Origin of the sequence: Mycolicibacterium palauense (assembly GCF_002592005.1) — a bacterium.
Lineage (GTDB): Bacteria > Actinomycetota > Actinomycetes > Mycobacteriales > Mycobacteriaceae > Mycobacterium > Mycobacterium palauense.
On record NZ_NVQF01000087.1, the window covers coordinates 1 to 23,401 of the forward strand.

At 68.5% G+C, this 23,401-nt stretch carries 24 protein-coding genes; 12 read left to right on the top strand and 12 right to left on the bottom strand.

All coding sequences use genetic code 11. The features are described 5' to 3' along the window. On the bottom strand, positions 1-244 hold a 244-nt coding region (locus tag CSR00_RS31045), incomplete at its 3' end, for a hypothetical protein (protein ID WP_218014540.1). On the opposite strand from CSR00_RS31045, the gene CSR00_RS24695 reads away from it, so the two are divergent. Beyond that, positions 237-701 carry a hypothetical protein gene (locus tag CSR00_RS24695; RefSeq protein ID WP_218014541.1) on the top strand — a complete coding sequence of 155 codons (465 nt, stop codon included), beginning with the start codon at positions 237-239 and terminating at the stop codon, positions 699-701. The genes CSR00_RS31045 and CSR00_RS24695 overlap by 8 nt on opposite strands. 25 nt (positions 702-726) lie before the next feature. Here the strand turns inward: CSR00_RS24695 and ygiD are convergent, their stop codons facing one another. The 4 genes from ygiD to CSR00_RS24715 form a co-directional block, all read right to left on the bottom strand. Beyond that, a complete protein-coding gene (ygiD, locus tag CSR00_RS24700; protein WP_099025052.1) occupies positions 727-1,593 on the bottom strand; it encodes a 4,5-DOPA-extradiol-dioxygenase in 867 nt (288 codons plus the stop codon). A 71-nt stretch (positions 1,594-1,664) separates the two neighbouring features. Further along, a complete protein-coding gene (gene upp, locus CSR00_RS24705; RefSeq protein WP_099025053.1) occupies positions 1,665-2,291 on the bottom strand; it encodes a uracil phosphoribosyltransferase in 627 nt (208 codons plus the stop codon). Positions 2,292-2,367: 76 nt separating this feature from the next. Continuing rightward, a complete protein-coding gene (locus tag CSR00_RS24710; protein ID WP_176562247.1) occupies positions 2,368-3,612 on the bottom strand; it encodes a DUF1688 family protein in 1,245 nt (414 codons plus the stop codon). Next, positions 3,609-4,889 (bottom strand): GTP cyclohydrolase II, encoded by a 1,281-nt coding sequence (locus CSR00_RS24715; protein WP_099025054.1) that lies wholly within the window; start codon positions 4,887-4,889, stop codon positions 3,609-3,611. Before CSR00_RS24715 ends, CSR00_RS24710 begins: the two co-directional genes overlap by 4 nt. A 220-nt stretch (positions 4,890-5,109) precedes the next feature. Between CSR00_RS24715 and hpxO the strand changes: the two genes are divergently transcribed. From hpxO to CSR00_RS24735, 4 genes are all read left to right on the top strand, one after another. Continuing rightward, complete coding sequence (gene hpxO / locus CSR00_RS24720) at positions 5,110-6,276, top strand: FAD-dependent urate hydroxylase HpxO (protein ID WP_099025069.1); 1,167 nt, start codon at positions 5,110-5,112, stop codon at positions 6,274-6,276. A gap of 139 nt (positions 6,277-6,415) precedes the next feature. Continuing rightward, positions 6,416-7,108 carry a nucleoside/nucleotide kinase family protein gene (locus CSR00_RS24725; protein ID WP_099025055.1) on the top strand — a complete coding sequence of 231 codons (693 nt, stop codon included), beginning with the start codon at positions 6,416-6,418 and terminating at the stop codon, positions 7,106-7,108. A 167-nt stretch (positions 7,109-7,275) separates the two neighbouring features. Next, positions 7,276-8,892, top strand: coding sequence for an inorganic phosphate transporter (locus CSR00_RS24730; protein ID WP_407662520.1), 1,617 nt, complete (start codon positions 7,276-7,278; stop codon positions 8,890-8,892). A gap of 77 nt (positions 8,893-8,969) precedes the next feature. Then, positions 8,970-9,290, top strand: a complete 321-nt coding sequence (locus tag CSR00_RS24735; RefSeq protein WP_245906496.1) for a hypothetical protein — start codon at positions 8,970-8,972, stop codon at positions 9,288-9,290. A 30-nt stretch (positions 9,291-9,320) separates the two neighbouring features. Here CSR00_RS24735 and CSR00_RS24740 read toward each other — a convergent pair whose 3' ends face one another. Continuing rightward, positions 9,321-9,950: a TetR/AcrR family transcriptional regulator gene (locus tag CSR00_RS24740; RefSeq protein WP_099025057.1), complete on the bottom strand. Its 630-nt coding sequence runs from the start codon at positions 9,948-9,950 to the stop codon at positions 9,321-9,323. A 108-nt stretch (positions 9,951-10,058) separates the two neighbouring features. Here CSR00_RS24740 and CSR00_RS24745 point away from each other — a divergent pair, with 108 nt between their 5' ends. After that, positions 10,059-11,270, top strand: coding sequence for a cytochrome P450 (locus tag CSR00_RS24745; protein ID WP_099025058.1), 1,212 nt, complete (start codon positions 10,059-10,061; stop codon positions 11,268-11,270). Positions 11,271-11,280: 10 nt separating this feature from the next. Here CSR00_RS24745 and CSR00_RS24750 read toward each other — a convergent pair whose 3' ends face one another. The 4 genes from CSR00_RS24750 to CSR00_RS24765 all read right to left on the bottom strand — a co-directional run bounded on the left by CSR00_RS24750 (position 11,281) and on the right by CSR00_RS24765 (position 14,958). Then, positions 11,281-12,423: an amidohydrolase family protein gene (locus CSR00_RS24750; protein WP_099025059.1), complete on the bottom strand. Its 1,143-nt coding sequence runs from the start codon at positions 12,421-12,423 to the stop codon at positions 11,281-11,283. 203 nt (positions 12,424-12,626) lie between these two features. Next, on the bottom strand, positions 12,627-13,385 hold the full coding sequence (locus tag CSR00_RS24755; RefSeq protein ID WP_099025071.1) for an Rv2686c family ABC transporter permease subunit: 759 nt from the start codon (positions 13,383-13,385) through the stop codon (positions 12,627-12,629). Next, on the bottom strand, positions 13,385-14,092 hold the full coding sequence (locus CSR00_RS24760) for a fluoroquinolone export ABC transporter permease subunit (protein WP_099025060.1): 708 nt from the start codon (positions 14,090-14,092) through the stop codon (positions 13,385-13,387). The genes CSR00_RS24755 and CSR00_RS24760 overlap by 1 nt, the downstream gene beginning before the upstream one ends. Beyond that, positions 14,089-14,958 carry an ABC transporter ATP-binding protein gene (locus tag CSR00_RS24765; RefSeq protein WP_407662521.1) on the bottom strand — a complete coding sequence of 290 codons (870 nt, stop codon included), beginning with the start codon at positions 14,956-14,958 and terminating at the stop codon, positions 14,089-14,091. The genes CSR00_RS24760 and CSR00_RS24765 overlap by 4 nt, the downstream gene beginning before the upstream one ends. 123 nt (positions 14,959-15,081) lie before the next feature. Here CSR00_RS24765 and CSR00_RS24770 point away from each other — a divergent pair, with 123 nt between their 5' ends. Continuing rightward, positions 15,082-15,531 (top strand): GbsR/MarR family transcriptional regulator, encoded by a 450-nt coding sequence (locus CSR00_RS24770; protein ID WP_281259757.1) that lies wholly within the window; start codon positions 15,082-15,084, stop codon positions 15,529-15,531. Positions 15,532-15,538: 7 nt separating this feature from the next. On the opposite strand, the gene CSR00_RS24775 is transcribed toward CSR00_RS24770, so the two are convergent. Next, positions 15,539-16,363 carry an alpha/beta fold hydrolase gene (locus CSR00_RS24775; RefSeq protein WP_099025062.1) on the bottom strand — a complete coding sequence of 275 codons (825 nt, stop codon included), beginning with the start codon at positions 16,361-16,363 and terminating at the stop codon, positions 15,539-15,541. Between the two features lie 482 nt (positions 16,364-16,845). Between CSR00_RS24775 and CSR00_RS24780 the strand changes: the two genes are divergently transcribed. Continuing rightward, positions 16,846-17,451 (top strand): superoxide dismutase, encoded by a 606-nt coding sequence (locus tag CSR00_RS24780; protein ID WP_099025063.1) that lies wholly within the window; start codon positions 16,846-16,848, stop codon positions 17,449-17,451. On the opposite strand, the gene CSR00_RS24785 is transcribed toward CSR00_RS24780, so the two are convergent. Then, the gene (locus CSR00_RS24785; protein WP_099025064.1) at positions 17,448-18,923 is read right to left on the bottom strand and encodes a short-chain fatty acyl-CoA regulator family protein; all 1,476 of its coding nucleotides are present in this window, start codon (positions 18,921-18,923) and stop codon (positions 17,448-17,450) included. The two genes, CSR00_RS24780 and CSR00_RS24785, sit on opposite strands and share 4 nt — an antisense overlap. A 119-nt stretch (positions 18,924-19,042) precedes the next feature. Here CSR00_RS24785 and prpD point away from each other — a divergent pair, with 119 nt between their 5' ends. The 4 genes from prpD to CSR00_RS24805 all read left to right on the top strand — a co-directional run. After that, positions 19,043-20,548: a 2-methylcitrate dehydratase PrpD gene (gene prpD, locus CSR00_RS24790; RefSeq protein ID WP_176562248.1), complete on the top strand. Its 1,506-nt coding sequence runs from the start codon at positions 19,043-19,045 to the stop codon at positions 20,546-20,548. Further along, a complete protein-coding gene (prpB, locus tag CSR00_RS24795) occupies positions 20,548-21,465 on the top strand; it encodes a methylisocitrate lyase (RefSeq protein ID WP_099025066.1) in 918 nt (305 codons plus the stop codon). Before prpD ends, prpB begins: the two co-directional genes overlap by 1 nt. Continuing rightward, a complete protein-coding gene (locus CSR00_RS24800; RefSeq protein WP_099025067.1) occupies positions 21,462-22,586 on the top strand; it encodes a bifunctional 2-methylcitrate synthase/citrate synthase in 1,125 nt (374 codons plus the stop codon). The genes prpB and CSR00_RS24800 overlap by 4 nt, the downstream gene beginning before the upstream one ends. 4 nt (positions 22,587-22,590) lie before the next feature. Continuing rightward, positions 22,591-23,401 (top strand): ATP-binding protein (locus tag CSR00_RS24805; protein ID WP_281259758.1); only part of this gene is annotated, 811 nt, incomplete at its 3' end.

Sequence of the window (23,401 nt, forward strand, 5' to 3'; positions counted from 1 at the left end):
ATACCAGTGTGGTGACGCCACCGGCTCCGGGTGCTCCGGTGCCGGGTGGGGTGTCCGGTGGTGGGGTTCCGACTCCGCCGGTGCCGGGTGCTCCGGTGCCCGGTGGGGTGGTGGATACCAGTGTGGTGACGCCACCGGCTCCGGGTGCTCCGGTGCCGGGTGGGGTGTCCGGTGGTGGGGTTCCGACTCCGCCGGTGCCGGGTGCTCCGGTGCCCGGTGGGGTGGTGGATACCAGTGTGGTCACGCCACCGGTCCCGGGTGCCCCCGTCCCGGGCACGGTCTCGCAGGCCTCGGGCGCACTGCCTCCGGTCCCGGGGGCACCCGTGCCCGGTGCCGGAGTGCTCAACACGGCGTCGCTGCCCGGGCTGCTGTCGCCGATCACGGGCCCGTCCTCGATCGCGGCCTCGCTGCCGCCGGAGACGGCGGTGCTGGCTCCGCTGCTCGGGACCGGGACCTCGGCGCTGCTGCCGTGGCCGGGACTGGATCTACCCGGCGTGCCGGGGCTGCCGATTCCGACGCCCAGCTACGTCGGCTTGCCCCGCGACCTCGTCTGCGAGGAGACCGCGTGGTCGCTGCAGGCCGACAAGCCTGCCGGCAAGCAGGCCGGCAAGCCCGCCGAGCTGGCCGCGTCGACGCCGGCCGATCCCGCCGACCCGCGGCGCGCGGACGCGGACTGGGACAAGTCCCCGAGACGGCGCTGAGACGCGACGCGTCCCCGCCGCGGGCTCAGATGTTGGAGCCGTCGGCGGGGGCCTCGGCGCCGCGGGGGCAGCCGTCGGCCACAGCATCCGGCACGGCATCCGACGTGGCATCCGGCCCCGGCGTCGTCACGCCCAGCGTGTAGGAGGTCATCGACAGCGATCCGTAGGCGTAGCCGTCCACGAGCACCGCCAACGGTTCGCCCGCCCGCGCGGCCAGCCCGGCGACATAGAGCATCGGAATGAAGTGATCGGGCGTGGGCGCCGCCCGGCGGAAGTCCGCCCGCTCCCGCAACGTGATCGCCTCGGCGGGCTCGTCGGTGAGGAGCGTTCGCGCCTGCCCGTCGAACCTTGCCGCCCAGTCGAATCCGCGGTCGCCGAGTTGCCAGTTCATGGCCGACAGATTGTGCACGATGTTGCCGCTGCCCACGATCAGGACGCCGGTGTCGCGCAGCTGTGCCAGCCGAGCCCCGAGATCGAGGTGATAGTCCAGCGGCTTGTCGGCGTTGATCGACAGCTGCACCACCGGGACCGTGGCGTCGGGGAACGCGTGCCGCAGTACCGACCAGGTGCCGTGGTCGATGCCCCAGCTGTCCACGTCGGAGCCCACCCAGGTGGGTTTGACGGTCTCGGCGATCTCGTCGGCCAGATCCGGCAGACCCGGCGCGGGATACTGCACGTCGAACAGTTCGGCGGGAAAGCCGTAGAAGTCGTGGATGGTGCGCGGCCGGGCCATCGCGGTCACCGCGGTGGCGTTGACGTACCAGTGCGCGCTGATCGTCAGGATCGCGCGCGGCCGGGGCGCCGCGGCGCCGAACGCCCGCCACGCCTCGGTGTAGCGGTTGTGTTCCAGCGCGTTCATCGGGCTGCCGTGGCCGATGAAGGCCGCCGGCATGACCTGGGGATCTGGTGGGACGCTCATCGGAATATTCTGCGCCTCGCCGCGGTCGGTGCGCCGCGCCGCCGTTACTTGGTACCGAACATCCGGTCGCCCGCGTCGCCCAGTCCGGGCACGATGTAGCCGTGCTCGTCGAGGCCACGGTCGACGGCTGCGGTGTAGATGGGCACCTCGGGGTGCGCGCCCTGCAGCGTGGCGATGCCCTCCGGGCAGGTCAGCAGGCACACGAAGCGCACCGAGCGCGGGCCCAGCTCCAGGATGCGCTCGACGGCCGCGACCGCCGAGTGCCCGGTGGCCATCATCGGGTCGACGACCACCACATCGCGTTCCGCGAGATCGCTGGGCATCTTGAAGTAGTACTCCACGGCCACCAGCGTCTTGGGGTCCCGGTACAACCCGATATGGCCCACCCGAGCACCGGGCACCACATCGAGCATGCCGTCGAGGATTCCGGACCCGGCGCGCAGGATCGAGACGAACACCAGCTTCTTGCCGTCGATCACCTTGCCCACGGTGGTCTCCAGCGGTGTCTCGATCTCCACGTCGTGCAGCGGGATGTCGCGCAGCACCTCGTAGGCCATCAGCGCCGCGATCTCGGTGAGCAGGCGCCGGAAACTGTTGGTGGACGCCTCCTTCCGGCGCATCAGGGTGAGCTTGTGCTGCACCAGTGGGTGATCGATGACAACGACGCCCATGCTCTCGTCTGCCTCTTCTGCCGTCTGCGGTGGGTCGGTACGCGCGCGAACGCCGGCACGCTAAAACGCCGGCACGCTAAAACACGGTGCCGTCGCTGACGATCGACAGCGGGGGCAGCCCATCGCGGCGGCGGGCCAGCTCCCGGCCGGCGGCCCAGGTGCCGCCCTCGAGCACGCAGGCCAGGGGCAGCCGACGGGCGTCGGCGCCGAGCTCGGCGCGCACCAGCGGAGCCAGCTCGTCGAGCAGCGCGACCGTCAGCGCACGCCACTCGACCACCAGTTCGTCGCCCACCTGCCACGCCCGGTGCAGCCAGGCGTCGTCGCGCAGCGCCAGCACCCCGGTGTCGAGCAGCAGACCGCCGTTGCGGTACTCGGGAAGCCCGGTCAACTCCTCCACCCCGCCGACCGGTGCCCCGCACCACGCGAACGGTTCCAGCAGCGAGTAGGTCAGCCATTGGGACAGCTTGTGAAACGGCATCCAGCCCGCGGTCAGCCCCGGTCCCGGCACGGCCGGATGCCGCCAGCAGTCGCCCAGGGGCCGGCCCGCCAGGGCGTTGCCCGCCGGCCACACCGCCGAGAACGCCTCCAACAGCACCGACAGGATGTCGTGGGCGCCGACCACGGCGGGCCGGTCACCGTCGGTCAGGGCGGCGAAGAGCCCGCCGGGGCGGCCGTCACTGCCGAAGAGGTCGGGCCGCTCGGCCAGCGCGTCGCCGAGAGCACGCAACAGCCCCACCCGGCCCCGAAGGCCGATGAGCGGGTTGGCGGGTCCGGCCTGGAACGCCTCGGCCACGCGGTCGGGGCGCAGCGTCCGCAGCGCGGTGGCGTCCACCCGCAGCGGCTCGTCGGGGTCGCTGGAGAACAGGCCCGCGCGGAAGGCGTGGAAGCTGGCCACGGCCAGTCCCTCGGAGCGGCGGTACTGCACACCGCCGGCTTCGCGGTACCCCCAGTCCGGTCCGGCGCCGGCGTCCAGCAGCACGCTGATCACCGCGAGGTCGATCAGCGCCCGCGCACGCTCGGGCCCCGGGAGGCCGGCCAGGTCGGGCTCCAGGAGCTGCCGGCGGTCGATCCCGCCGGCCTCGAAATGCCGCCACCGGCTGTGGAAGGGGATGGCCAGGTCGGGATAGCGGGCCCGCGTCACCGCCGCCACCTCGGCGGCCGCGGCCGGCAACGCGTCGTCGCTGACCGTGAACCACGCCGACGAGCCGGCGCGGGCCCGGGCGAGCAGGCCGGCGGCGCGTTCGCGGACCGCCGTGGTGGTGCGCAGCCGTGCCGCCGCGCCGTCGGGGTGCTCCGTGTCGGGCACGGTGGCCGAACTCACCCGTGCAGCCCCCGGCCCCTCGTCTTCTTGAGGTCCTCGGCACCGGGGATGGGGCCGGGGGTGAAGTAGCCCGCGGCCATCTTGGCGTCGATCTCCACGCGGGCGTCGGCGGGTATCAGCTCGTCGGGGATGTTGACCCGCTCGCCGACCTCGATGCCCGAACCGGTGATGGCGTCGTATTTCATGTTGCTCATCGAGACCAGCCGGTGAATCTTGCGAATGCCCAGCCAGTGCAGCACATCGGGCATCAGTTCCTGAAAGCGCATGTCCTGCACGCCGGCCACGCACTCGGTGCGGGCGAAATACCGGTCGGCGGTGTCGCCGCCGGTCTGGCGTTTGCGGGCGTTGTACACCAGGAACTTGGTCACCTCGCCCAGCGCGCGGCCCTCCTTGCGCGAATAGGAGACCAGGCCGACGCCGCCGCGTTGGGCACCCTGGATGCATTCCTCGATGGCGTGGGTCAGATACGGGCGGCACGTGCAGATGTCGGAACCGAAGACGTCGGAGCCGTTGCACTCGTCGTGCACGCGTGCGGTCAGCTCCACCGCGGGATCGGCCAGATCATTGGGGGCGCCGAAGATGTAGACGGTCTGACCACCGATCGGCGGCAGGAAGACCTCCAGGTCCGAGCGGGTGACCAGCTCGGGGTACATCCCGCCGGTTTCTTCGAACAGCACCCGGCGCAGGTTGGCTTCGGTGCAGCCGAATCGCGCCGCGATGCCGGGCAGGTACCAGACCGGCTCGACGGCGGCCTTGGTGACCAGCGCCGCCCCGCTGGGCAGCAGGACCCGCCCGTCGGGGTGCAGCCGGCCCCGCGCGACCGCGTCGATGATCTCGGGCAGGACGACGTGGGCCTTGGTGACGGCGATGGTGGGGCGGATGTCGTAGCCGGCGGCCAGCTCGGCGGCGAAGGCCCCGGCCACCGTGGCCCCCCAGGGGTCCAGACTGACGATGTCGCCGGGCCGGCTCCACTGCGGGTGCGGGCCGATGACATCGGTGGGTGCGGTGTCGGTCAGATCGGCGCGGTGATCACGGGCCAGCGCCCCGGCGGCCACCGCCAGCGCCCGGTACACCCCGTAGGACCCGCTGTGCGAGCCGATCACGTTGCGGTGGGCCCGGGTGCCGGTGGTACCGATCACCGGCCCCCGCTCGGCCGCGCTCGAGGCGCCCCAACGGATGGGCAGGGCGTCGACGCCGGCGCGATGTGACGTCAGCCGGATGTGGCCGCCCGGGCCCGCCGCGATGGGCGGCGGTGCGGCGCCGGTGTCAGCGGACATGTCGTTCCTCGCCTCCGTTGAGGCCCGGGACCACGCTTCGGTCGCCGGAGCGGAAGGCGCCAGCATAGCGGCTCGCGGCAACGGCCGCCGGTCATCACGGTGACGGTTTCGCCACGAAGCGCGAAATGACGTCACCGCCCATACGCTGGAGCAGCGGCGAGGTGCGCGGTCACGGGCCGGCGCCGCCGCGGTGTGTCGCTCGGCGGTGGAGGAGGTGCGCGTGAAGGCGGTGGTCATCGGGGCCGGCATGGGCGGGATGAGCGCGGCAATTGCCCTGCGCCAGATCGGGATCGAGACCGACGTCTATGAGCGGGTCACCGAGAACAAGCCCGTCGGGGCGGCGATCTCGGTGTGGTCCAACGGCGTGAAGTGCCTGAACTACCTCGGGCTGGCCGAGCGGACCGCCGAGCTCGGCGGAATCGTGGACACGATGAGCTATGTCGATGCTCACACCGGAGAGACCATGTGCCGGTTCTCCATGCAGCCGCTGATCGACGAGGTGGGCCAGCGGCCCTACCCGATCGCCCGCGCCGAGCTGCAGCTGATGCTGATGGAGGCCTACGGTCTCGACCAGATCAACTTCGGCATGAAGATGGTCGCCGTCGAGGACGGTCCCGAGTCGGCCACCGCGACGTTCGCCGACGGGTCCGCCGTGAGCGCCGATGTCATCATCGGCGCCGACGGCGCCAGCTCCATCACCCGCGAGTACGTGCTGGGCGCCCCGGTGACCCGCCGCTACGCGGGCTATGTCAACTTCAACGGTCTCGTCGAGGTCGACGAGGCGATCGGACCCGCCACCGAGTGGACCACCTACGTCGGCGACGGAAAGCGGGTGTCGGTGATGCCGGTGGCCGGCGGGCGGTTCTACTTCTTCTTCGACGTCGTCGAACCCGCCGGGCTGGCCTACGAAAAGGGCACCGCCCGAGAGGTGCTGCGCGAACATTTCGGGGACTGGGCTCCGGGTGTGCAGGCCCTGATCGACAAGCTGGATCCGATGACGACGAACCGCGTGGAGATCCTCGACCTCGACCCGTTCCACACCTGGACCAAGGGCCGGGTCGCGGTGCTCGGCGACGCGGCGCACAACACCACCCCGGACATCGGGCAGGGCGGATGCTCGGCGATGGAGGATGCGGTGGCACTGCAGTGGGCGTTCAAGGATCACCCCGACGACGTGCACGCCGCCCTGGCCGCCTACCAGTCCGCGCGCGCCGAGCGGGCCGGGGACCTGGTGCTGCGGGCCCGGAAGCGCTGCGACGTCACCCACGCCAAGGATCCCGAACAGACCGCGTCCTGGTATGAGGAACTGCGAAACGAGGACGGCAGCAACATCATTCGCGGCATCGTCGGCAACATCATGGGCGGTCCGCTGACACCGTTGGCCTAGCGCCGGTCCAGCGCCGCTCCTCGACGAGCTCGACGGCGCGACGGGGTGGGGCCGGGCCACGGTGGCCGGGCTACGGTGGTCCGGTGGACGGTTCGCGACACACACCCGGCCCGGCGCGGTGCCCCGATCGGTCCGGCACGTGACGAGCCGGCTCCGGCAGCTGGCCGCCGCGGTGCAGGCGCTGCGCTCCGGCGACAACCGGGTCATCATCGGGATCGTCGGCGAGCCGGGCAGCGGCAAGAGCACCGTCGCCGCGGCGCTTCAGCGGCACCTGGACTGTCCCTCGGCCCTCGTGTCCATGGACGGGTTCCACCTGTCCAACGGCGAACTGCGCCGTCGGGGGCTCGCCGGGCGCAAGGGGGCCCCGGACACGTTCGATTCGGCGGGTTACGTCAATCTGCTACGGCGCCTGCGGGACCGGACCGAGGCCGTGGTCTACGCACCGGCCTACCTACGGGAGATCGAGGAGCCCGTCGCGGGTTCGGTCGCGGTGCCCGCCGAGGTGCCGGTCGTCATCACCGAGGGCAATTATCTGCTGCTTCGGGAGGGCCCGTGGGCCGCGGTCACGGCGCTGCTGGACCGGTCGTGGTTCCTCGAGTGTGACTCCCGGCGGCGGCTGGAGCGGCTGATCGAACGCCACGTCCGCTTCGGCAAGACGCCGGCGCAGGCACACCGTTGGGCCACCGGCCCCGACGAGGCCAACGCGCGGGTGATCCGGGAGACCCGGGTGGCCGCCGACGCGGTCATCGACATCGACGGGCTGGCGGACGAGATGAGTCGGGACCTCGGCCAGGACGCCGCCGGGCAGATGCCCGGGCGTTTCGCTCCCTAGTCCGGGCGTCGGGAAGGGGCCCGGGCGCGTGGTGGCGTTCGAGGGGCCGTGTTCGTCCTCTGTTCATCCTTCGTTTCCCACCAGATCGGTGCGGTTGCATACATTGCTGCGGTCTCCCTGTGCGACCGCTGGGAGCGCACCTGTTTCACCGACCTGAGGCGGACGTTGTGGCAACCGGATTCGCAGAGACCGAACAGACCCCGGCCAACGCCGGATTCCTGGGGGCCGATCGCAACTGGCATCTGAGCTTCGGGGTGCTGCTCGCCGCCGCGTTCCTGATGTTCTCCTGGTGGTCCTTCGGCTACGTCGAGTCCGGTGCCAACAAGACCATCCTGGTGGTCGCCACCGTGCTGGGCATGTTCATGGCCTTCAACATCGGTGGCAACGACGTGGCCAACTCATTCGGCACCAGCGTCGGCGCGGGCACCCTGACGATGAAGCAGGCGCTGCTGGTGGCGGCCGTGTTCGAGGTCAGCGGCGCGGTGATCGCCGGCGGCGCGGTCACCGACACCATCCGCAGCGGCATCGTCGACCTGTCCTTCGTGCAGGTCCAGCCGATGGACTTCGTCTTCATCATGATGGGCGCCCTGTTCGCGGCCGCGTTCTGGCTGCTGTTCGCCACCCGGATGGGCTACCCGGTGTCGACCACACACTCGATCATCGGCGGCATCGTCGGCGCCTCGCTGATGCTCGGCGTGGTCACCGGCCACGGCGGAGATGCGCTGCGGATGGTGCAGTGGGGCCAGATCGGTCAGATCGCGATCTCGTGGGTGCTCTCGCCGCTGCTGGGCGGCATCGTCGCCTACCTGCTCTACGGCACCATCAAACGGCACATCCTGACCTACAACGACGCCGCCGACGCCAAGCTGGTGGAGATCCGCAAGGAGCGGATCGCCCACCGCACCCGGCACAAGGAGGCCTTCGAGCGGCTCAGCGAGATCCAGCAGATCTCCTACACCGGGGCGCTGGCCCGCGACGCGGTCGCCGCCAACCGTTCCGACTTCGACCCCGACGAGCTGGAATCCGACTACTACAAGGAACTGCACGCCATCGACGCGAAGTCCAAGTCGGTGGACGCGTTCCGGGCGCTGCAGACCTACGTCCCGCTGCTGGCGGCCTTCGGCGCCATGATCATCTCGGCGATGCTGCTGTTCAAGGGCCTGAAGAACATGCACCTGGGCCTGAGCACGATGAACAACTACTTCATCATCGCCATGGTCGGAGCGGCGGTGTGGATGGCGACCTACATCTTCGCCCGCACCCTGCGCGGGGAGTCGCTGCCCCGCTCGACGTTCCTGATGTTCAGCTGGATGCAGGTCTTCACCGCCTCCGGGTTCGCGTTCAGCCACGGCAGCAACGACATCGCCAACGCGATCGGGCCGTTCGCGGCGATCCTGGACGTGCTGCGCACCGGGTCGGTCACCAGCGAGGCGGCGGTGCCGGCCGCGGCGATGCTCACCTTCGGTATCGCCCTGATCGCCGGGCTGTGGTTCATCGGCCGCCGGGTGATCGCCACCGTCGGCAAGAACCTCACCGAGATGCATCCGGCCTCGGGTTTCTCGGCCGAGCTGTCGGCCGCGGCGGTGGTGATGGCCGCCAGTGCGCTGGGCCTGCCGGTGTCGAGCACCCACATCCTCATCGGCGCGGTCCTGGGGGTCGGCATCGTCAACCGGGCGACCAACTGGGGTCTGATGAAGCCGATCGCGCTGGCCTGGGTCATCACGCTGCCCGCCGCGGGAATCCTCGGTGCGATCGGTCTGGTCGGGCTGCGCGCGATCTTCTGATCCACCGCGGGGCAGAGCGGTCTCGCGGGTTGCCCGTCCCTGCTGCCCGATCCGGTGCCATGGCGCATCATCGACGGGTGGACGTCGACTACGACTACCGGCTGGGCAGCTGGGCGCACACCTACAACGGCTACTCCCGGCTGGCTTCCGATCACCGGGCCCTGGGGGAGGTGTTGCGGCCGGTCCGCGAGGCCTTCGAACGCGACGGGACCATCCCCGACTGGGCGGGGGTGGACCTGCTGCGCGGCTGGGCGTTCATCCTGGTGCGGGCGCACCGGCACGGCGGTGGGTATCGCCCGCTGCGCGAGGAGTTTCCGGAGTTCGCGGCGATCGTCGCCGCGATCGAGCGCCACCCCGGCGCTACCGAGGAGGACCGGCCTCCGCCCTGGCCGCGCTGACCGGGTTCGGGCCCGGGATCAGACCCGAGGTCAGATCGGCCAGCGCTCGTCGGCGTCGGCGTAGTGCAACGGGACGGCCGGGGGCAGCGCGGCCCGGTGCCCGGTGGCGAGTCCGTCGAGCATCAGCGCCACGTAGCGGCGCCAGCCGTCGCCGGCCGGATCCATCGTCCACAGCACGGCGTGCAGCATGGCGATGATGCGCGGCAGATCCTCGGCGACCACCTCCGGACGGATCATGCCGGCCTGCTGGGCGCGGCGGGTGAGTTCCTCGAGGGCCTCGTAGAGCGGGACCGCGACCTCGGAGGTCAGCACTCCGGTTCGACGCGCCGCGGCCAGGAGGTGGTGTTCGCGGGCGCCGAGGGAGATGGCGGCGTCGATGAGTTCGGAGAGACCCGTCATCGGGTCTTCGCTGTCGCGTGCCGACTCGATGGCCGGCGCGATGCTCTCGGTGATGCTCTGGTCTAGGGCGGCTTTCACCAAATCGGCCGTGCTGCGGAAGCGTCGGTACAGCGTGCGCTCGCCGACCCCGGCCCGCTCGGCGATGGCCTCCAGCGGCGCATCCGGCCCGAGCTGCGCGTAGATCTCGCGGGCGGCGCGCACGATGCGTTCGGCATTGCGGGCGGCGTCGGCACGCAGGCGGCGATCGGAGACTGCGGGCACCCGAAGATCGTAACAACAGACAGTTGACTGTCAGTACGTCTGGCTTCTAGGGTCGAGCCAACTGGCAGTTGTCCGCCAGTTTTCTGTCTACCGGACACCAGGAGCGGCATGACGGACCAGGGATTGACGATCGACACCGACACCACGTTTCCGGTCGCGCGGGACCCGGCCAGCCCGCTGAAACCTCCGCCGGTCTTCACCGAGTGGCGGGAGCGCCCGGGCCTGCGCCGGGTCCAGTACAAGGGCCAGCCGACCTGGCTGATCAGCAGGTACGAGGACATCAGGGCCGCGCTGGTCGACGAGCGGCTCAGCGCGGACAACTTCGCCGAGGACCTGCGCAACGCCACCACCAGCGACGACAGCGCGGTCATCTTCGCCCGGATCGACGACCCCGAACACAACCGGCTGCGCAAGATGATGACCCGCGATTTCACCGTCCGGCGCATCGAGGCCATGCGCCCGAGTATCCAGCGCATGGTCGACGATCTGCTCGACGACATGGTGGACGCGGGATCACCGGCCGATCTGGTGCGCTCCTTCGCGCTGCCGGTGCCCTCCATCGTGATCTCGCTGCTGCTCGGCGTGCCCTACGAGGACCACGACTTCTTTCAGCGTCACAGCGCGGCCGCCCTGGACTCCCGGCTCTCCGACGAGGAGAAGGGCCTGGCGACCGCCGCGGTGTTCGGCTACATGTCCGAACTCGTCGAACGCAAGGAGCGGGAGCCCGGCGACGATCTGATCAGCAGGCTGGCCGTCGACTACGTGGCCACGGGGCAACTCAACCGCGCCACCGCGGTGATGAACGCCCTGATCCTGCTGGCGGCCGGGCACGAGACGACGGCGAGCATGATCGCCCTGGGCGCCCTGACGCTGCTGGATCATCCCGACCAGTGGGCACGGCTGGGGCAGCTGGACGACCCCCGCTCCAGTGCCGGGGTGGTCGAGGAGCTCATGCGCTATCTGACCATCGTGCACAGCCTGGTCGACCGCGTCGCCGTCGAGGACCTCACGATCGGCGGGCAGCCCATCCGGGCCGGTGAGATGGTCCTGATGAACCTGCCCGCCGGTAATTGGGATCCCGAGTTCGTCGCTGACCCCGGCACTTTCGACACCTCCCGGGACGCGCGTGGCCATCTGGGTTTCGGCTACGGCGTGCATCAGTGCCTCGGCCAGCATCTGGCCCGCGTCGAGATGCAGATCGCCCTCACCGCGCTGGCGCGCCGATTCCCCGGGCTGCGCCTGGCGGTCGATCCCGGCGATCTGGAATTCCTGGGGTTCAAGGAGATCTACGGCGTCAGCGAACTCCCGGTCGCCTGGTAGCGGTGGCGGCCTAGAAGACCCTGACCTGTCCTTCGAGGGCGGGCACGGTCTCGGGCAGTTTGTAGGTTTGGATGCCGTTGCCGAACATGACGGCTTCGCGGGCGTGTTCGGGTAGGTGTTTGACCAGCCAGCGGGGGTCGTCGAAGGTCCAGTGCGGGTAGTCGCTGGAGAACAGCAGGATCTTCTCGCACTCCATCCACTCGAAGGCCCGCATGAGTTCGGTCTTGTCCTGGGGGTAGTCCAGGGGCTGGGTGGTGAACTTGATGTGGTCCTTGACGTAGTCGCTGGGTTTGCGTTTGATGTCGACCCACTTCTTGCGGGATTCGTAGAGGGCGTCCATGCGCCACATCAGCGGCAGGATCCAGGTGAAGGCGTGTTCGACGAAGACGATGCGCAGGGTGGGGAAGCGGTCGAAGACGCCGTCGAAGATCATGCTCATGATCTGGTTGGCGGCCAGCAGCGAGTAGGTGACCATGAAGTCGTGGTTGTAGCTGGGGAACCCGACCGGCGGGATCGGCAACTCTTCGAAGTGGCTGCGGGACAGGTGACACGACACCGGGATGTCGTGTTTGGTGGCCGCGGCCCAGATCGGGTCGTACATCGGGTGGCCCCACGACGGGCGGCGTTCGGCCTTGATGAGCACCTGCGCCATGTAGGGGTGCTCGGCCCACTTCTCGATCTCGGCCGCGGCCAGTTCGGGGGCCTCGATGGACACGCAGATGGAGCCGCGCCAGCGCTGGTGCCAGTTGTTGTGCGAGTCCAGCCAGTGGTTGGCCTGCCAGGCGTTCAGCGCCGCGCTCATGGCGTGATCGGCCTCGGCGAGCCGGGCCGGATAGGCGCCGGGCTCGAGGATGGCGATATCGGAGCCGGCCTCCATGATCAGCTGCTTGAACGCCAGGTCGGGATCGCTGCAGGCGAACTCGCCATCAGGCGGGAAGGTGTCCACCCGCATGGCGTAGGAGTGCGCGTAGTCCGGCGCGTCGTAGTAGATCAGCTCGCCGAAATTGTGGGTGAGGAAGTACTTGCTGCGCCACGGCTCGGGGATGTAGCCCACCAGCTCGCCCCGCCGGGGCATCGGGTGGACGTCGGAGTCGACGCAGCGCACCGCGACCTGCTCGGCGGCCGGCTTGCGCTCGGTGGTCGTGACCGTCATCTGTGACCTCCTGGCTGGTCCCTTGGTTCCACTCTGCGCCGGAAGAGGCCCGTTCGTCCACCCGCACCGAGCGTGCGTTCGGACCGGATCGCTCGGGCGTGGGCCGTCCTGGTGGCACGCTCGATGCGCACGGGCCCATAGGTACGGGTCCATAGGGGCGGGTCCACGCAACGTACGCCGACCGGGCGATGCCCTCGGTGGCCTCAGACGGGGTTGCTGTCGACCAGCCGCCGGAACAGCGGCCATCCGACGGCGATGTTGTAGGCCACTCCCACCACCACGTAGGGCCACCAGCTCTGGTGGGCGCTGGCCACCCAGAAGGCCTTGGCCACCCAGTACGACGGCAGCACCCCGAACGCCAGGTTCCACCCGGAGTCCACGAACCACCCCAGGCACGGCAGTCCGGCGATCAGCATGCCCAGCGCCCGGATCGCCGCGAGCCCCTGAATCTTGTTGTGGGCCAGAGACAGGATCATCAGTGTGGCGACAACAGCCGACACCCCGGCGAGCAGCCCGATCGGCACGAGAACCGGTAGGACGCCCGGGGACAGCAGACCGGTGGCGGGCAGGGTGGCGACCACGTACACCAGGGTCACCACGATGACCGTGACGCATCGGTACGCCAGATAGGCCGCCACGGGCACGGGTGTCACCCGCACCGCGGTCAGGGTGCCCGCATCGATCTCGTCGAGCATGAGGAAGGCGGCAAGCCCGCCGGCGACGATCACGCTGGTCAGCAGCAGGAATCCCGTGAGAATCAGCGGGTTGTAGGGAGTCAGGTCGAATCCGTTGCGTTCGTGCAGCATTCGGGTCACCCGTGGGGTCAGAATCGCCACGCCGCTGGTCCAGATCACCGGGGCCAGCACGAGCATCACCAGCAACGGGTCGCGGTAGGTGCCCCGCAGGTCGTTTCCGCCGAAGGCCCGGAAGGCGCGCCGGGTGAGTGCGATCGTGGAATTCATCACTGGCCTCCGGACCGCACCGCGAAGCGCTGGAACGTCACCGCGGCCAGCCACGCCAGGCCCGCCACGCACACGATCGGATACAGCAGGGCGTAGGCGAGTTGCCATGGTGCGAGACTGACCTGGTCGAAGGCGGCGCCGAACAGCAACAGGGGTCCCTGGGTGGGGATCGCGTACAACGCCGGGTTGGGCCAGATTCCGGCGTAGTCGAGGACGGGGAGGTTCATCACCGCCAGGGGCACGACGCCGGCCAGAAACCAGTCGCTGACCGATGTGAAGGGCAGCGAGGACACGAAACCGACCAGCAGCATCAACAGCGTGCCCAGCACCACCCCGGCCAGCAGTGGCGCGGGCCGGTAGTCCAGCCCGTGCGCCGTGGTGCTCACCACGAGGGCAACGAACAGTGAAACCGCGGTCAGGACGGCAAGTTTGGCGGCCAGGTATTCCCGGAACCGCAGCGGGGTGCAGATCACGGCTCCCAGCGTGCGCTCCTGCTTCTCGAAGAACACGGTGCCGGCGATGAAGAAGAAACCGATCACGCAGGTGTCGCCCAGCAGCACGTAGGGTTCGGCGACCGGGCGCAGGTGATGCGGCATCGGCAGCAGCACGGCCAACCAGATCAGCCCCGAGAACACCGCGGCGTGCAGGAACTTCTGCCGGATCTGCAGCGTCGCTTCCAGCCGCAGCGCGCTCAGCCAGCGGGTCATGTCAACCGCCGCCCGGTCACGTCGACGAACACGTCGTCGAGTGTGGCCTCGCTGCTGTGCATGGTCTCCACGTGGCGGGTGCGCAACACCTGATGGAATGCGGGGTCGTCGGCCAGGCCGTCCATCGGGAATTCCGCGGCGGTCAACGCCCCACCGTCGTCGCGGTACTCGACGCGCACGGTCCGCCGGCCGCGGGCGATCTTGAGTTCGGCGGGCGAATCCAGGGCGACGATGGCCCCGTCGACGACGAACGCCACCCGGTCGCAGAGCTCGTCCGCGGTGGCCATGTCGTGGGTGGTGAGGAAGACCGTGCGTCCACGGTCCTTGAGCTCCAGGATCGTGTTCTTGACCCGGCGGGCGTTGACCGGGTCGAGTCCGGAGGTCGGCTCGTCGAGGAACAGTAGTTCGGGATCGTTGAGCAGGGCCCGGGCGAAGGTGAGCCGCATCTGCATCCCCTTGGAGTAGCGGGCGACGCGGGTGTCCGCATCGTCGGCGAGGCCGACCGCGTCGAGAAGCCGCATCGGGTCCAGGGTCGTGCGCGCGTAGAGCGTGGAGAAGAACTGCAGGTTCTCCCGCCCGGTGAGCTTCTGGTAGTGGTTGGGCAGCTCGAAGGACACTCCGATGCGCTCGTAGTAGTCGGGTCCCCAGTCCGCGGGGTCGCGGCCCCACACCGTGGCCAGGCCGTCATGCCCGCGCAGCAGGCCGATGAGCAGTTTCTGGGTGGTGGACTTGCCGGCCCCGCTGGGACCGAGGAACCCGAAGATCTCGCCGCGGCTGACGGTGAAGTCCATTCCACGCACCGCCGCGGCCGCGGTCTTCGGATAGTGGTAGGTCAGGTCGTGTACAGAAATGACATCGGTGGTCATCTGCCGTCCTTGTGGTCGCGCTGATATCCGATTTCCGACCAGACTTCCCGGAGCACCGACCATCACTATACTGAGTTTTCAGTAATCTTTGAAGTATATGAATCAGTAAGGGGTGCCGGAGTTGTGAACGAGGAGCTTGCGCAGGCCGCCGAACGGCTCGCGCTGGTGCTGACCAGCCACGGCCTGCAGCGGATGACCGCGCGGGTGTTGGCGGCATTGTTGTTCACCGACCAGTTGAGCCTGACGATGCGCGAGCTGGGCGACCAACTGCAGGCCAGCAGCGGGGCCATCTCGGGTGCGCTGAAGACGCTGGGCGCCTCCGGTCTGGTGGAGCGGGTCCCGGTGCCGGGGAGCCGTCGTGAGCACTACCGGCTGCGCGACGACGCCTGGACGGTGCTCTACACCCACCAGAACGAGGCCGTCGCCGCGATGCAGTCGGCCGCCGCGGAGGGGATCGCCCTGGCCGGGGCGGACAGCCCGGCCGGCCGGCGGCTGGCCGAGATGCGCGACTTCTATGCGTTCGTGTTCGCCGAGATCCCCGAGTTGCTCGAGCGGTGGGCCAAGCGGCGGTGACGGTCTCTCAGTCGCGCAGGAAGGCCAGGATGTCGGCGTTGATCGTCGCGGCGTGGGTTGTCGGCATGCCGTGGGGAAGGTCCTTGTAGGTCTTGAGGGTTCCGTTTCGCAGCAGGTCGGCGGACTTGGGGCCCGAGGCCACATAGGGCACGATCTGGTCGTCCTCGCTGTGCATCACCAGCGTCGGGAGGCTGATCTTCGTGAGGTCTTCGGTGAAGTCGGTCTGGGAGAAGGCGACGATGCCGTCATAGTGCGCCTTGGCGCCGCCCATCATGCCCTGGCGCCACCAGTTGGCGATCGCGGACTCCGTCGGTTGGGCGCCGGGTCGGTTGAAGCCGTAGAAGGGTCCGGTGGGCAATGCGCGATAGAACTCCGAGCGGTTGGCCGCCAGCTGTGCCTGCAGGTCGTCGAACACCGCTTTGGGCAGTCCCTCGGGGTTGGCGTCGGTCTGGACCATCAACGGGGGGACCGCCGCGATCAGCACCGCCCTGGCGGCGCGTTCTTCGCCGTGGCGGGCCAGGTAGCGCACCACTTCGCCGCCGCCGGTGGAGTGGCCGATGTGGACGGCCTCGCGCAGGTCGAGGTGTTCGGTCAGCGCGGCCAGATCGTCGGCGTAGTGGTCCATGTCGTGGCCGTGGCCGGTCTGGGCCGACCGGCCGTGTCCGCGGCGGTCATGGGCGATGACGCGGTAGCCCTGCTGCAGGAAGAACAGCATCTGGGTGTCCCAGTCATCGGCCGAGAGCGGCCAGCCGTGGCTGAACACGATGGGCTGGCCCTCGCCCCAGTCCTTGAAGAAGATCTCGGTGCCGTCGGAGGTGGTGACAAAGCCCATGGTGGTGCCCGCCTTTCGGGGGAGCGGTGCCGGAGTGCCGGAGCGGTGGGGTGGTCCGAAACGCCGGTCGACCGATGGCTGCCGGCACGGTGCGGGTGTGCACGCCACCATGATCGCAGACCTCGCCCGAGTGTGTCGGCCGCCGAAAGGGCTGCGGGCGTGAGCATCTGCTCAGCGGTCGCCGGACTCGGCTGCGGGCGGTGTGAACGCCACGTCGATCACGACGGGCTGTGGGCGCGGGCCGGCCGCGGCGTCAACTACCACCTCACTCAAGACGGTAAACGATCTGCTGCATCGGTTCCGCCGACGGCCGGCCTCGCAGCACCGACGCTATCACACACATGAACACCTGAACAGGTAGACATATGAACTTCCTCGCCCTACCCTCCGAGGTGGGGGATCGGCTGTCGCCGCGCGGGCGCCTCCCGGGCCCGCGCGGAGTGGATGGCAACCCGACATGTGATGGCGCAGAGAGGAATCCGATGACCGAGTACACCCTGCCGGAACTGGACTACGACTACGGGGCGCTCGAACCGCACATCTCGGGGCAGATCAACGAACTGCACCACAGCAAGCACCACGCGGCCTACGTCAAGGGGGCCAACACCGCGCTGGAGCAGCTTGCCGAGGCGCGGGCGGCCGGCGACCACGGCGCGATCTTCCTGCACGAGAAGAACCTCGCCTTTCATCTCGGCGGCCACGTCAACCACACGATCTGGTGGAAGAATCTCTCGCCGGACGGCGGCGACAAGCCCACCGGTGAGCTGGCCGCCGCCCTGGACGACGCGTTCGGCTCCTTCGACGGCTTCCGTGCGCAGTTCACCGCGGCCGCCAACGGCCTGCAGGGCTCGGGGTGGGCCGTGCTCGGCTATGACAGCCTGGGTGGCAATCTGTTGACCTTCCAGCTCTACGACCAGCAGGCCAACGTGCCACTGGGCATCGTGCCGCTGCTGCAGGTCGACATGTGGGAACACGCGTACTACCTGCAGTACAAGAACGTCAAGGCCGACTACGTCAAGGCGTTCTGGAACGTGGTGAACTGGGCCGACGTGCAGGATCGCTTCGCCACCGCGACCGGCCCCGTCTAACGGCCCGGGTCGGCGCGCCCGCAGTGTCCGGGTAGCGGATCCTCCGCCCGATCTCGGCCCGGCATCTCGGGCGGGTAGGGCAGGTCGGTGCTGCTGTTCGGGTCGACGCGCACGGGCCGGCCCAGATATGGAAACGCCCGTTGTGGGCATGCCGGACGGTCGCAGATCTTGCACCCGGCACCGATGGGAACCACGGCGTCGGCATTGCCGAGGTCGATGCCGGTCGAGTACACGAGCTTGTCGGCATGGGCGATGTCGCAGCCGAGTCCGACGGCGAAGCTCTTGTCGGGTCCCAGGTATCGGCTCGGACCCGCACCGGTGGTGCGCGCGATCCAGAAATACCGGCGTTCGTCGGGCATCTCGGCAACCTGGGTGATGAACTGGCCGGGCCGGGCGAAGGCATGGTGGACCACCCACAGCGGGCAGTTTCCACCCACCCGGGAGAAGTGGAACGCGGTGGCGGACTGCCGTTTGGAGATGTTGCCGGCGCTGTCGGCTCGCACGAAGATGAACGGCACGCCGCGGGCATCCGGACGTTGCAGCGTCGAGAGCCGGTGGCACACCGTTTCGAAACCGACCTCGAACCGTCGCGCCAGCTGATCGATGTCGTAGCGCAGCCCCTCGGCGGCGTCCAGGAAGTGCCGGTAGGGCAGCAGCAGCGCGCCGGCGAAGTAGTTCGCCAGTCCGATCCGCGCCACCCCCCGGGCATCGGCGCTGAGCTGGTCGTCGGAAGCGATAATGGCGCTGATGAGGTCCTCACGGACGAGCAGCGCGACCTGGGTGGCCAGCTGGAATGCGCGCTGGCCCGGGTGCAGCCACCGCGCCACAACCAGCGTACGGGTATCCGGACGGTAGAGCCTTTTCGCGTTGGAGCGCAGTGCCTTTCCGTCATCGAGGACAACGTCGATCCCCAGCTCGCGGGCCAGCAGATCGGCCAGTTGGGTGTCCAGCCCGCCGACGTGCATGCGATGGCGGGAGAACAACTCCTCGGCGGCCACATCGAGTTCCGCGATGTAGTTCTTGCGGTCGTAGAAGAAGTCGCGGACCTCTTCGAACGGCATCGGTTGTTGAGCAGGACCGGCGCTGGTGTCGGTGCTGGTACGGCTGTGCAGCGCCTCGAGTTCGGCGGTGCTGTCATGCACCCGGCGGTGCAGTCCGATCAGCGTCTTCGCGACGGCCGGCATCCGGGCCACCAGCTCCTCGATCTGAGCGGCGGTCACCTCCTGGTCGGTGAGCACCTCGCGAAGATCGGAGATCAGCCGGGCGTCGGAGTCGGGGGCGAAGTACTGGGTCGGAAGATCGAAACGCTCGGCGAGGCTGAGCAGCACCGGCACCGTGATCGGCCGCTGATCGTTCTCCAGTTGGTTGACGTAGCTCGTCGAGAGTCCCAGGAGTCGGGCCAACGCCACCTGGGTGAGTCCCTGTTCCTCACGCAGACGCCGTAGTCGAGGTCCCACGTACGTCTTCGCCACGGAACCAAGAATACGGCGGCTCCCTTTCGCAAGGTTCGCAAAACGGGCCGAGTCGGGACACAGAATTACGCATTTATAGGGGATTTACCCGATCGGAGGGTCTGCGTACGGTGCGAATCATGCAGATGCATGACGTGCGCACGCGGCGCAGTGCCGAGGACTTTCCCCGTACCGAGCACCTGGCCTGGAAGGTGGCCGAGGTCGCCGCCGACCCGGTCGAGGTTCCCGCCGAGACCGAGGAGATGGTGCTCAATCGGATCATCGACAACGCCGCGGTCTCGGCGGCCTCGGTGACTCGCCGGCCGGTGACGGTGGCGCGTGCCCAGGCCCGGGCCCACCGCGTCGCCCACCGCGGGGCGCGGGTCTTCGGCGTCGACGGTGTCTACTCGCCGGAGTGGGCGGCCTGGGCCAACGGCGTCGCGGTACGCGAGTTGGACTTCCACGACACCTTCCTTGCCGCCGAGTACTCCCATCCCGGCGACAACATCCCGGCGCTGGTTGCGGTTGCTCAGCACCTCGGTGTGCGCGGATCCGATCTCATCCGTGGTATCGCCACCGCCTATGAAATCCAGATCGATCTGGTCCGCGGGATCTGCCTGCATGAGCACAAGATCGACCACGTCGCTCATCTGGGGCCCGCGGTGGCTGCCGGCCTGGGCACCATGCTGAGGCTGGACAAGGACACCATCTATTCGGCTGTCGGTCAGGCTCTCCATCTGACCACCGCCACCCGGCAGTCCCGCAAGGGCCTGATCTCCAGCTGGAAGGCCTACGCACCGGCATGGGCCGGCAAGGTCGGCATCGAGGCGGTCGACCGCGCCATGCGGGGCGAGGGATCGCCGGCGCCGATCTGGGAGGGTGAGGACGGCGTCATCGCGTGGCTGCTGTCCGGGCCCGAACACACCTATCGGGTGCCCCTGCCCGGGCCCGGAGAGCCCAAACGTGCGATCCTCGACAGCTACACCAAGGAGCACTCCGCGGAATATCAGAGTCAGGCTCCGATCGACCTGGCGCGCCGGATGCGCCGCCGGGTCGACGATCTGGAAAAGATCGAGAAGATCGTGCTGCACACCAGCCACCACACCCATGTCGTGATCGGCACGGGATCGGGAGATCCGCAGAAGTTCGACCCGGATGCCTCGCGGGAAACCCTGGACCACTCGGTTATGTACATCTTCGCTGTTGCCCTGCAGGACGGGACCTGGCACCACGAACATTCCTATGCGCCGGAACGTGCCCACCGTCCCGACACGATCGCGTTGTGGCGCAGGATCTCCACCGTCGAGGATCCCGAATGGACCCGGCGCTATCACTCGACAGACCCCTCGGAGAAGGCTTTCGGTGCCCGCGCCGAGATCACGCTCAACACCGGCGAGGTGATCGTCGACGAGCTGGCCGTCGCCGACGCACACCCGCTCGGCGCGCGTCCCTTTGCGCGGGAGCAGTACATCGGCAAGTTCGCGGACCTCGCCGACGGGATCATCGGCGAGGTCGAACAGAAGCGCTTCCTTTCCGCTGTCGACGATCTTGCCGGCCTCAAGGGCGGGCAATTGGATGCGCTCAACCCGATGGTCGAACCATCGGTGCTGGACAAGGCGCCGGTCATCGGCTCGGGGATCTTCTGATGGACGGGCTCATCGGCGCGACCACTCCGGCAGCCGAGAAGCGCGCCGCGTTCCGGGGCGGGCTGGAAAGTGGACGCCTGCAGCGATTCCCGGGAGCATTCTCCCCACTGGTCGCCAAACTGATCACCGAGTTGGGTTTCGAAGGAGTGTACGTCTCGGGCGCGGCGCTCTCGGCCGACCTCGGCCTGCCCGATATCGGCTTGACCACGCTGACCGAGGTCAGCGCACGAGGCGGGCAGATCGCGTCGGTGAGTGATCTGCCCACTCTGATCGACGCCGATACCGGCTTCGGTGAACCGATGAGTGCCGCACGCACCGTGACCGTGCTCGAAGATCTCGGGCTGGCGGGCTGCCATCTGGAGGACCAGGTCAATCCCAAGCGGTGCGGCCATCTGGACGGTAAAGCCGTCGTGCCGACCGGCGAGATGGTCCAACGGTTGCGTGCGGCCGTATCGGCCAGACGTGACCCCAACTTCGTCATCTGCGCCCGCACCGACGCCGCCGGGATCGAAGGCGTGCCCGCCGCGATCGACCGGGCCAAGGCCTACGCCGACGCCGGCGCCGACCTGATCTTCACCGAAGCGCTGCACACCCCGGCCGACTTCGAGCAATTCCGGGCCGCCGTGGATACCCCGCTGCTGGCCAACATGACCGAGTTCGGGAAGTCGCAGCTCCTGACCGGTGAGCAACTCGCCGGAATCGGCTACAACGTCGTCATCTACCCGGTGACCACCCTGCGGCTGGCCATGTACGCCGTCGAGGCGGGGCTGCGGGAAATCGCCGATGCCGGAACGCAGGCCGGCCTGCTCGACCGGATGCAGCATCGCGGCCGGCTCTATGAGTTGCTGCGCTATGCCGACTACAACCAATTCGATTCCGATATCTACAATTTCGTGCCCCGGGGAGCGATCCGATGAGTGTCGTAGACGAAACACCGCGTATCCACAAGGGTCTGGCCGGCGTAGTGGTGGATACGACTGCCATCTCCAGGGTCGTGTCGGAAACCAATACGCTCACCTATCGGGGATACCCGGTACAGGATCTGGCCGCCAAGTGCACCTTCGAACAGGTCGCCTACCTGTTGTGGCACGGTGAGCTGCCCAACGACCAGCAGCTGGCCATGTTCACCCAGCGCGAGCGTGCGGCTCGACGCATGGACCGGTCCATGCAGTCGTTGTTGTCCAAGATCCCCGACAACTGCCATCCCATGGACGTGGTCCGCACCATGATCAGCTACCTCGGCGCCGAGGATCCCGACGAAGATGACCCGACGCTGGGCGCCAACTACGACAAGTCGCTGCGGATGTTTGCGGTGCTGCCGACGATTGTGGCCGCCGACATGCGGCGCCGCCGCGGTCAGGAACCGATCGCTCCCCACAGCCACACGAGCTATGCGGAGAACTTCCTGCGTATGTGTTTCGGCGAGGTGCCCGAACCGGAGATCGTCACGGCGTTCGAACAGTCGATGATCCTCTACGCCGAGCACAGCTTCAACGCATCCACCTTCGCTGCCCGCGTGGTGACCTCGACCCGCTCGGATATCTACAGCGCCGTTACGGCGGCCATCGGCGCACTCAAGGGCTGTCTGCACGGCGGCGCCAACGAGGCGGTGATGCACGACATGCTCGAGATAGGCAGTGCCGACCGCGCCCCGGAGTGGCTGCATGGCAAGCTGTCGCGCAAAGAGAAAGTCATGGGTTTCGGACATCGCGTCTACAAGAACGGCGATTCCCGAGTGCCCACGATGAAACAGGCACTGATCCGGGTCGCCGCGGTCCGCGACGGCCGACGGTGGCTCGACATCTACCAGGTCCTGGAGAGCGCGATGTTCGCAACCACCAGGATCAAGCCGAATCTGGACTTTCCGACCGGACCGGCGTACTACCTGATGGGATTCGATATCCCGGTGTTCACACCGCTTTTCGTGATGAGTCGGATCACCGGCTGGACCGCCCACATCATGGAGCAGACCGCGTCCAACGCATTGATCCGCCCACTCAGCGACTACTCGGGTCCGCCGCAGCGTGCCCTCGCCTGACCGCATGTTCACCAAACTGCTGGTGGCTAATCGGGGTGAGATCGCGATTCGGGCGTTTCGCGCGGCGTATGAGCTGGGTGTGGGAACGGTGGCGGTGTATCCGTTCGAGGACCGTAATTCGGTGCACCGGCTCAAGGCTGATGAGTCGTATCAGATCGGGGAGCCGGGTCATCCCGTGCGGGCGTATTTGAGTGTGGAGGAGATCGTGGCCACCGCGCGGGCTGCGGGCGCGGATGCTGTTTATCCCGGGTACGGGTTTTTGTCGGAGAACCCGGAGTTGGCGGCGGCGTGTGCGGCGGCGGGCATCACCTTCGTGGGCCCCTCGGCGGCGGTGTTGGAGTTGACGGGTAACAAGTCGAGGGCGATCGATGTCGCGCGGGAGGCCGGGTTGCCGGTGCTGGCGTCCTCGGCGCCGTCGGCGTCGGTGCCGGAGTTGTTGGAGGCCGCCGAGGGGTTGTCGTTCCCGTTGTTCGTCAAGGCGGTGGCCGGCGGTGGGGGCCGGGGTATGCGCCGGGTCGGCGAGCCTGCCGAGTTGGCCGAGGCGATCGAGGCGGCTTCGCGTGAGGCGGCTTCGGCGTTCGGGGATCCGACGGTGTTCTTGGAGCAGGCGGTGGTCAACCCGCGCCATATCGAGGTGCAGATCCTCGCCGATACCCAGGGTAACGTGATCCACCTGTTCGAGCGGGATTGCAGCGTGCAGCGGCGCCACCAGAAGGTGATCGAGCTGGCGCCCGCACCGAACCTGGATCCGGTGTTGCGGGAACGGATCTGTTCGGACGCGGTGGCGTTGGCCCGGCGGATCGGCTACACGTGCG

Excerpts from the sequence above, each read along its gene's own strand:
- upp (WP_099025053.1), bottom strand. The coding sequence starts at position 2,291 with ATGGGCGTCGTTGTCATCGATCACCCACTGGTGCAGCACAAGCTCACC.
- prpB (WP_099025066.1), top strand. The coding sequence starts at position 20,548 with ATGGACGGGCTCATCGGCGCGACCACTCCGGCAGCCGAGAAGCGCGCC.
- CSR00_RS24780 (WP_099025063.1), top strand. The coding sequence starts at position 16,846 with ATGACCGAGTACACCCTGCCGGAACTGGACTACGACTACGGGGCGCTC.
- CSR00_RS24760 (WP_099025060.1), bottom strand. The coding sequence starts at position 14,092 with ATGACCCGCTGGCTGAGCGCGCTGCGGCTGGAAGCGACGCTGCAGATC.
- CSR00_RS24715 (WP_099025054.1), bottom strand. The coding sequence starts at position 4,889 with ATGTCCGCTGACACCGGCGCCGCACCGCCGCCCATCGCGGCGGGCCCG.
- CSR00_RS24800 (WP_099025067.1), top strand. The coding sequence starts at position 21,462 with ATGAGTGTCGTAGACGAAACACCGCGTATCCACAAGGGTCTGGCCGGC.
- CSR00_RS24745 (WP_099025058.1), top strand. The coding sequence starts at position 10,059 with ATGACGGACCAGGGATTGACGATCGACACCGACACCACGTTTCCGGTC.
- CSR00_RS24755 (WP_099025071.1), bottom strand. The coding sequence starts at position 13,385 with ATGAATTCCACGATCGCACTCACCCGGCGCGCCTTCCGGGCCTTCGGC.
- CSR00_RS24750 (WP_099025059.1), bottom strand. The coding sequence starts at position 12,423 with ATGACGGTCACGACCACCGAGCGCAAGCCGGCCGCCGAGCAGGTCGCG.
- prpD (WP_176562248.1), top strand. The coding sequence starts at position 19,043 with ATGCAGATGCATGACGTGCGCACGCGGCGCAGTGCCGAGGACTTTCCC.
- CSR00_RS24775 (WP_099025062.1), bottom strand. The coding sequence starts at position 16,363 with ATGGGCTTTGTCACCACCTCCGACGGCACCGAGATCTTCTTCAAGGAC.
- ygiD (WP_099025052.1), bottom strand. The coding sequence starts at position 1,593 with ATGCCGGCGGCCTTCATCGGCCACGGCAGCCCGATGAACGCGCTGGAA.
- CSR00_RS24765 (WP_407662521.1), bottom strand. The coding sequence starts at position 14,958 with ATGACCACCGATGTCATTTCTGTACACGACCTGACCTACCACTATCCG.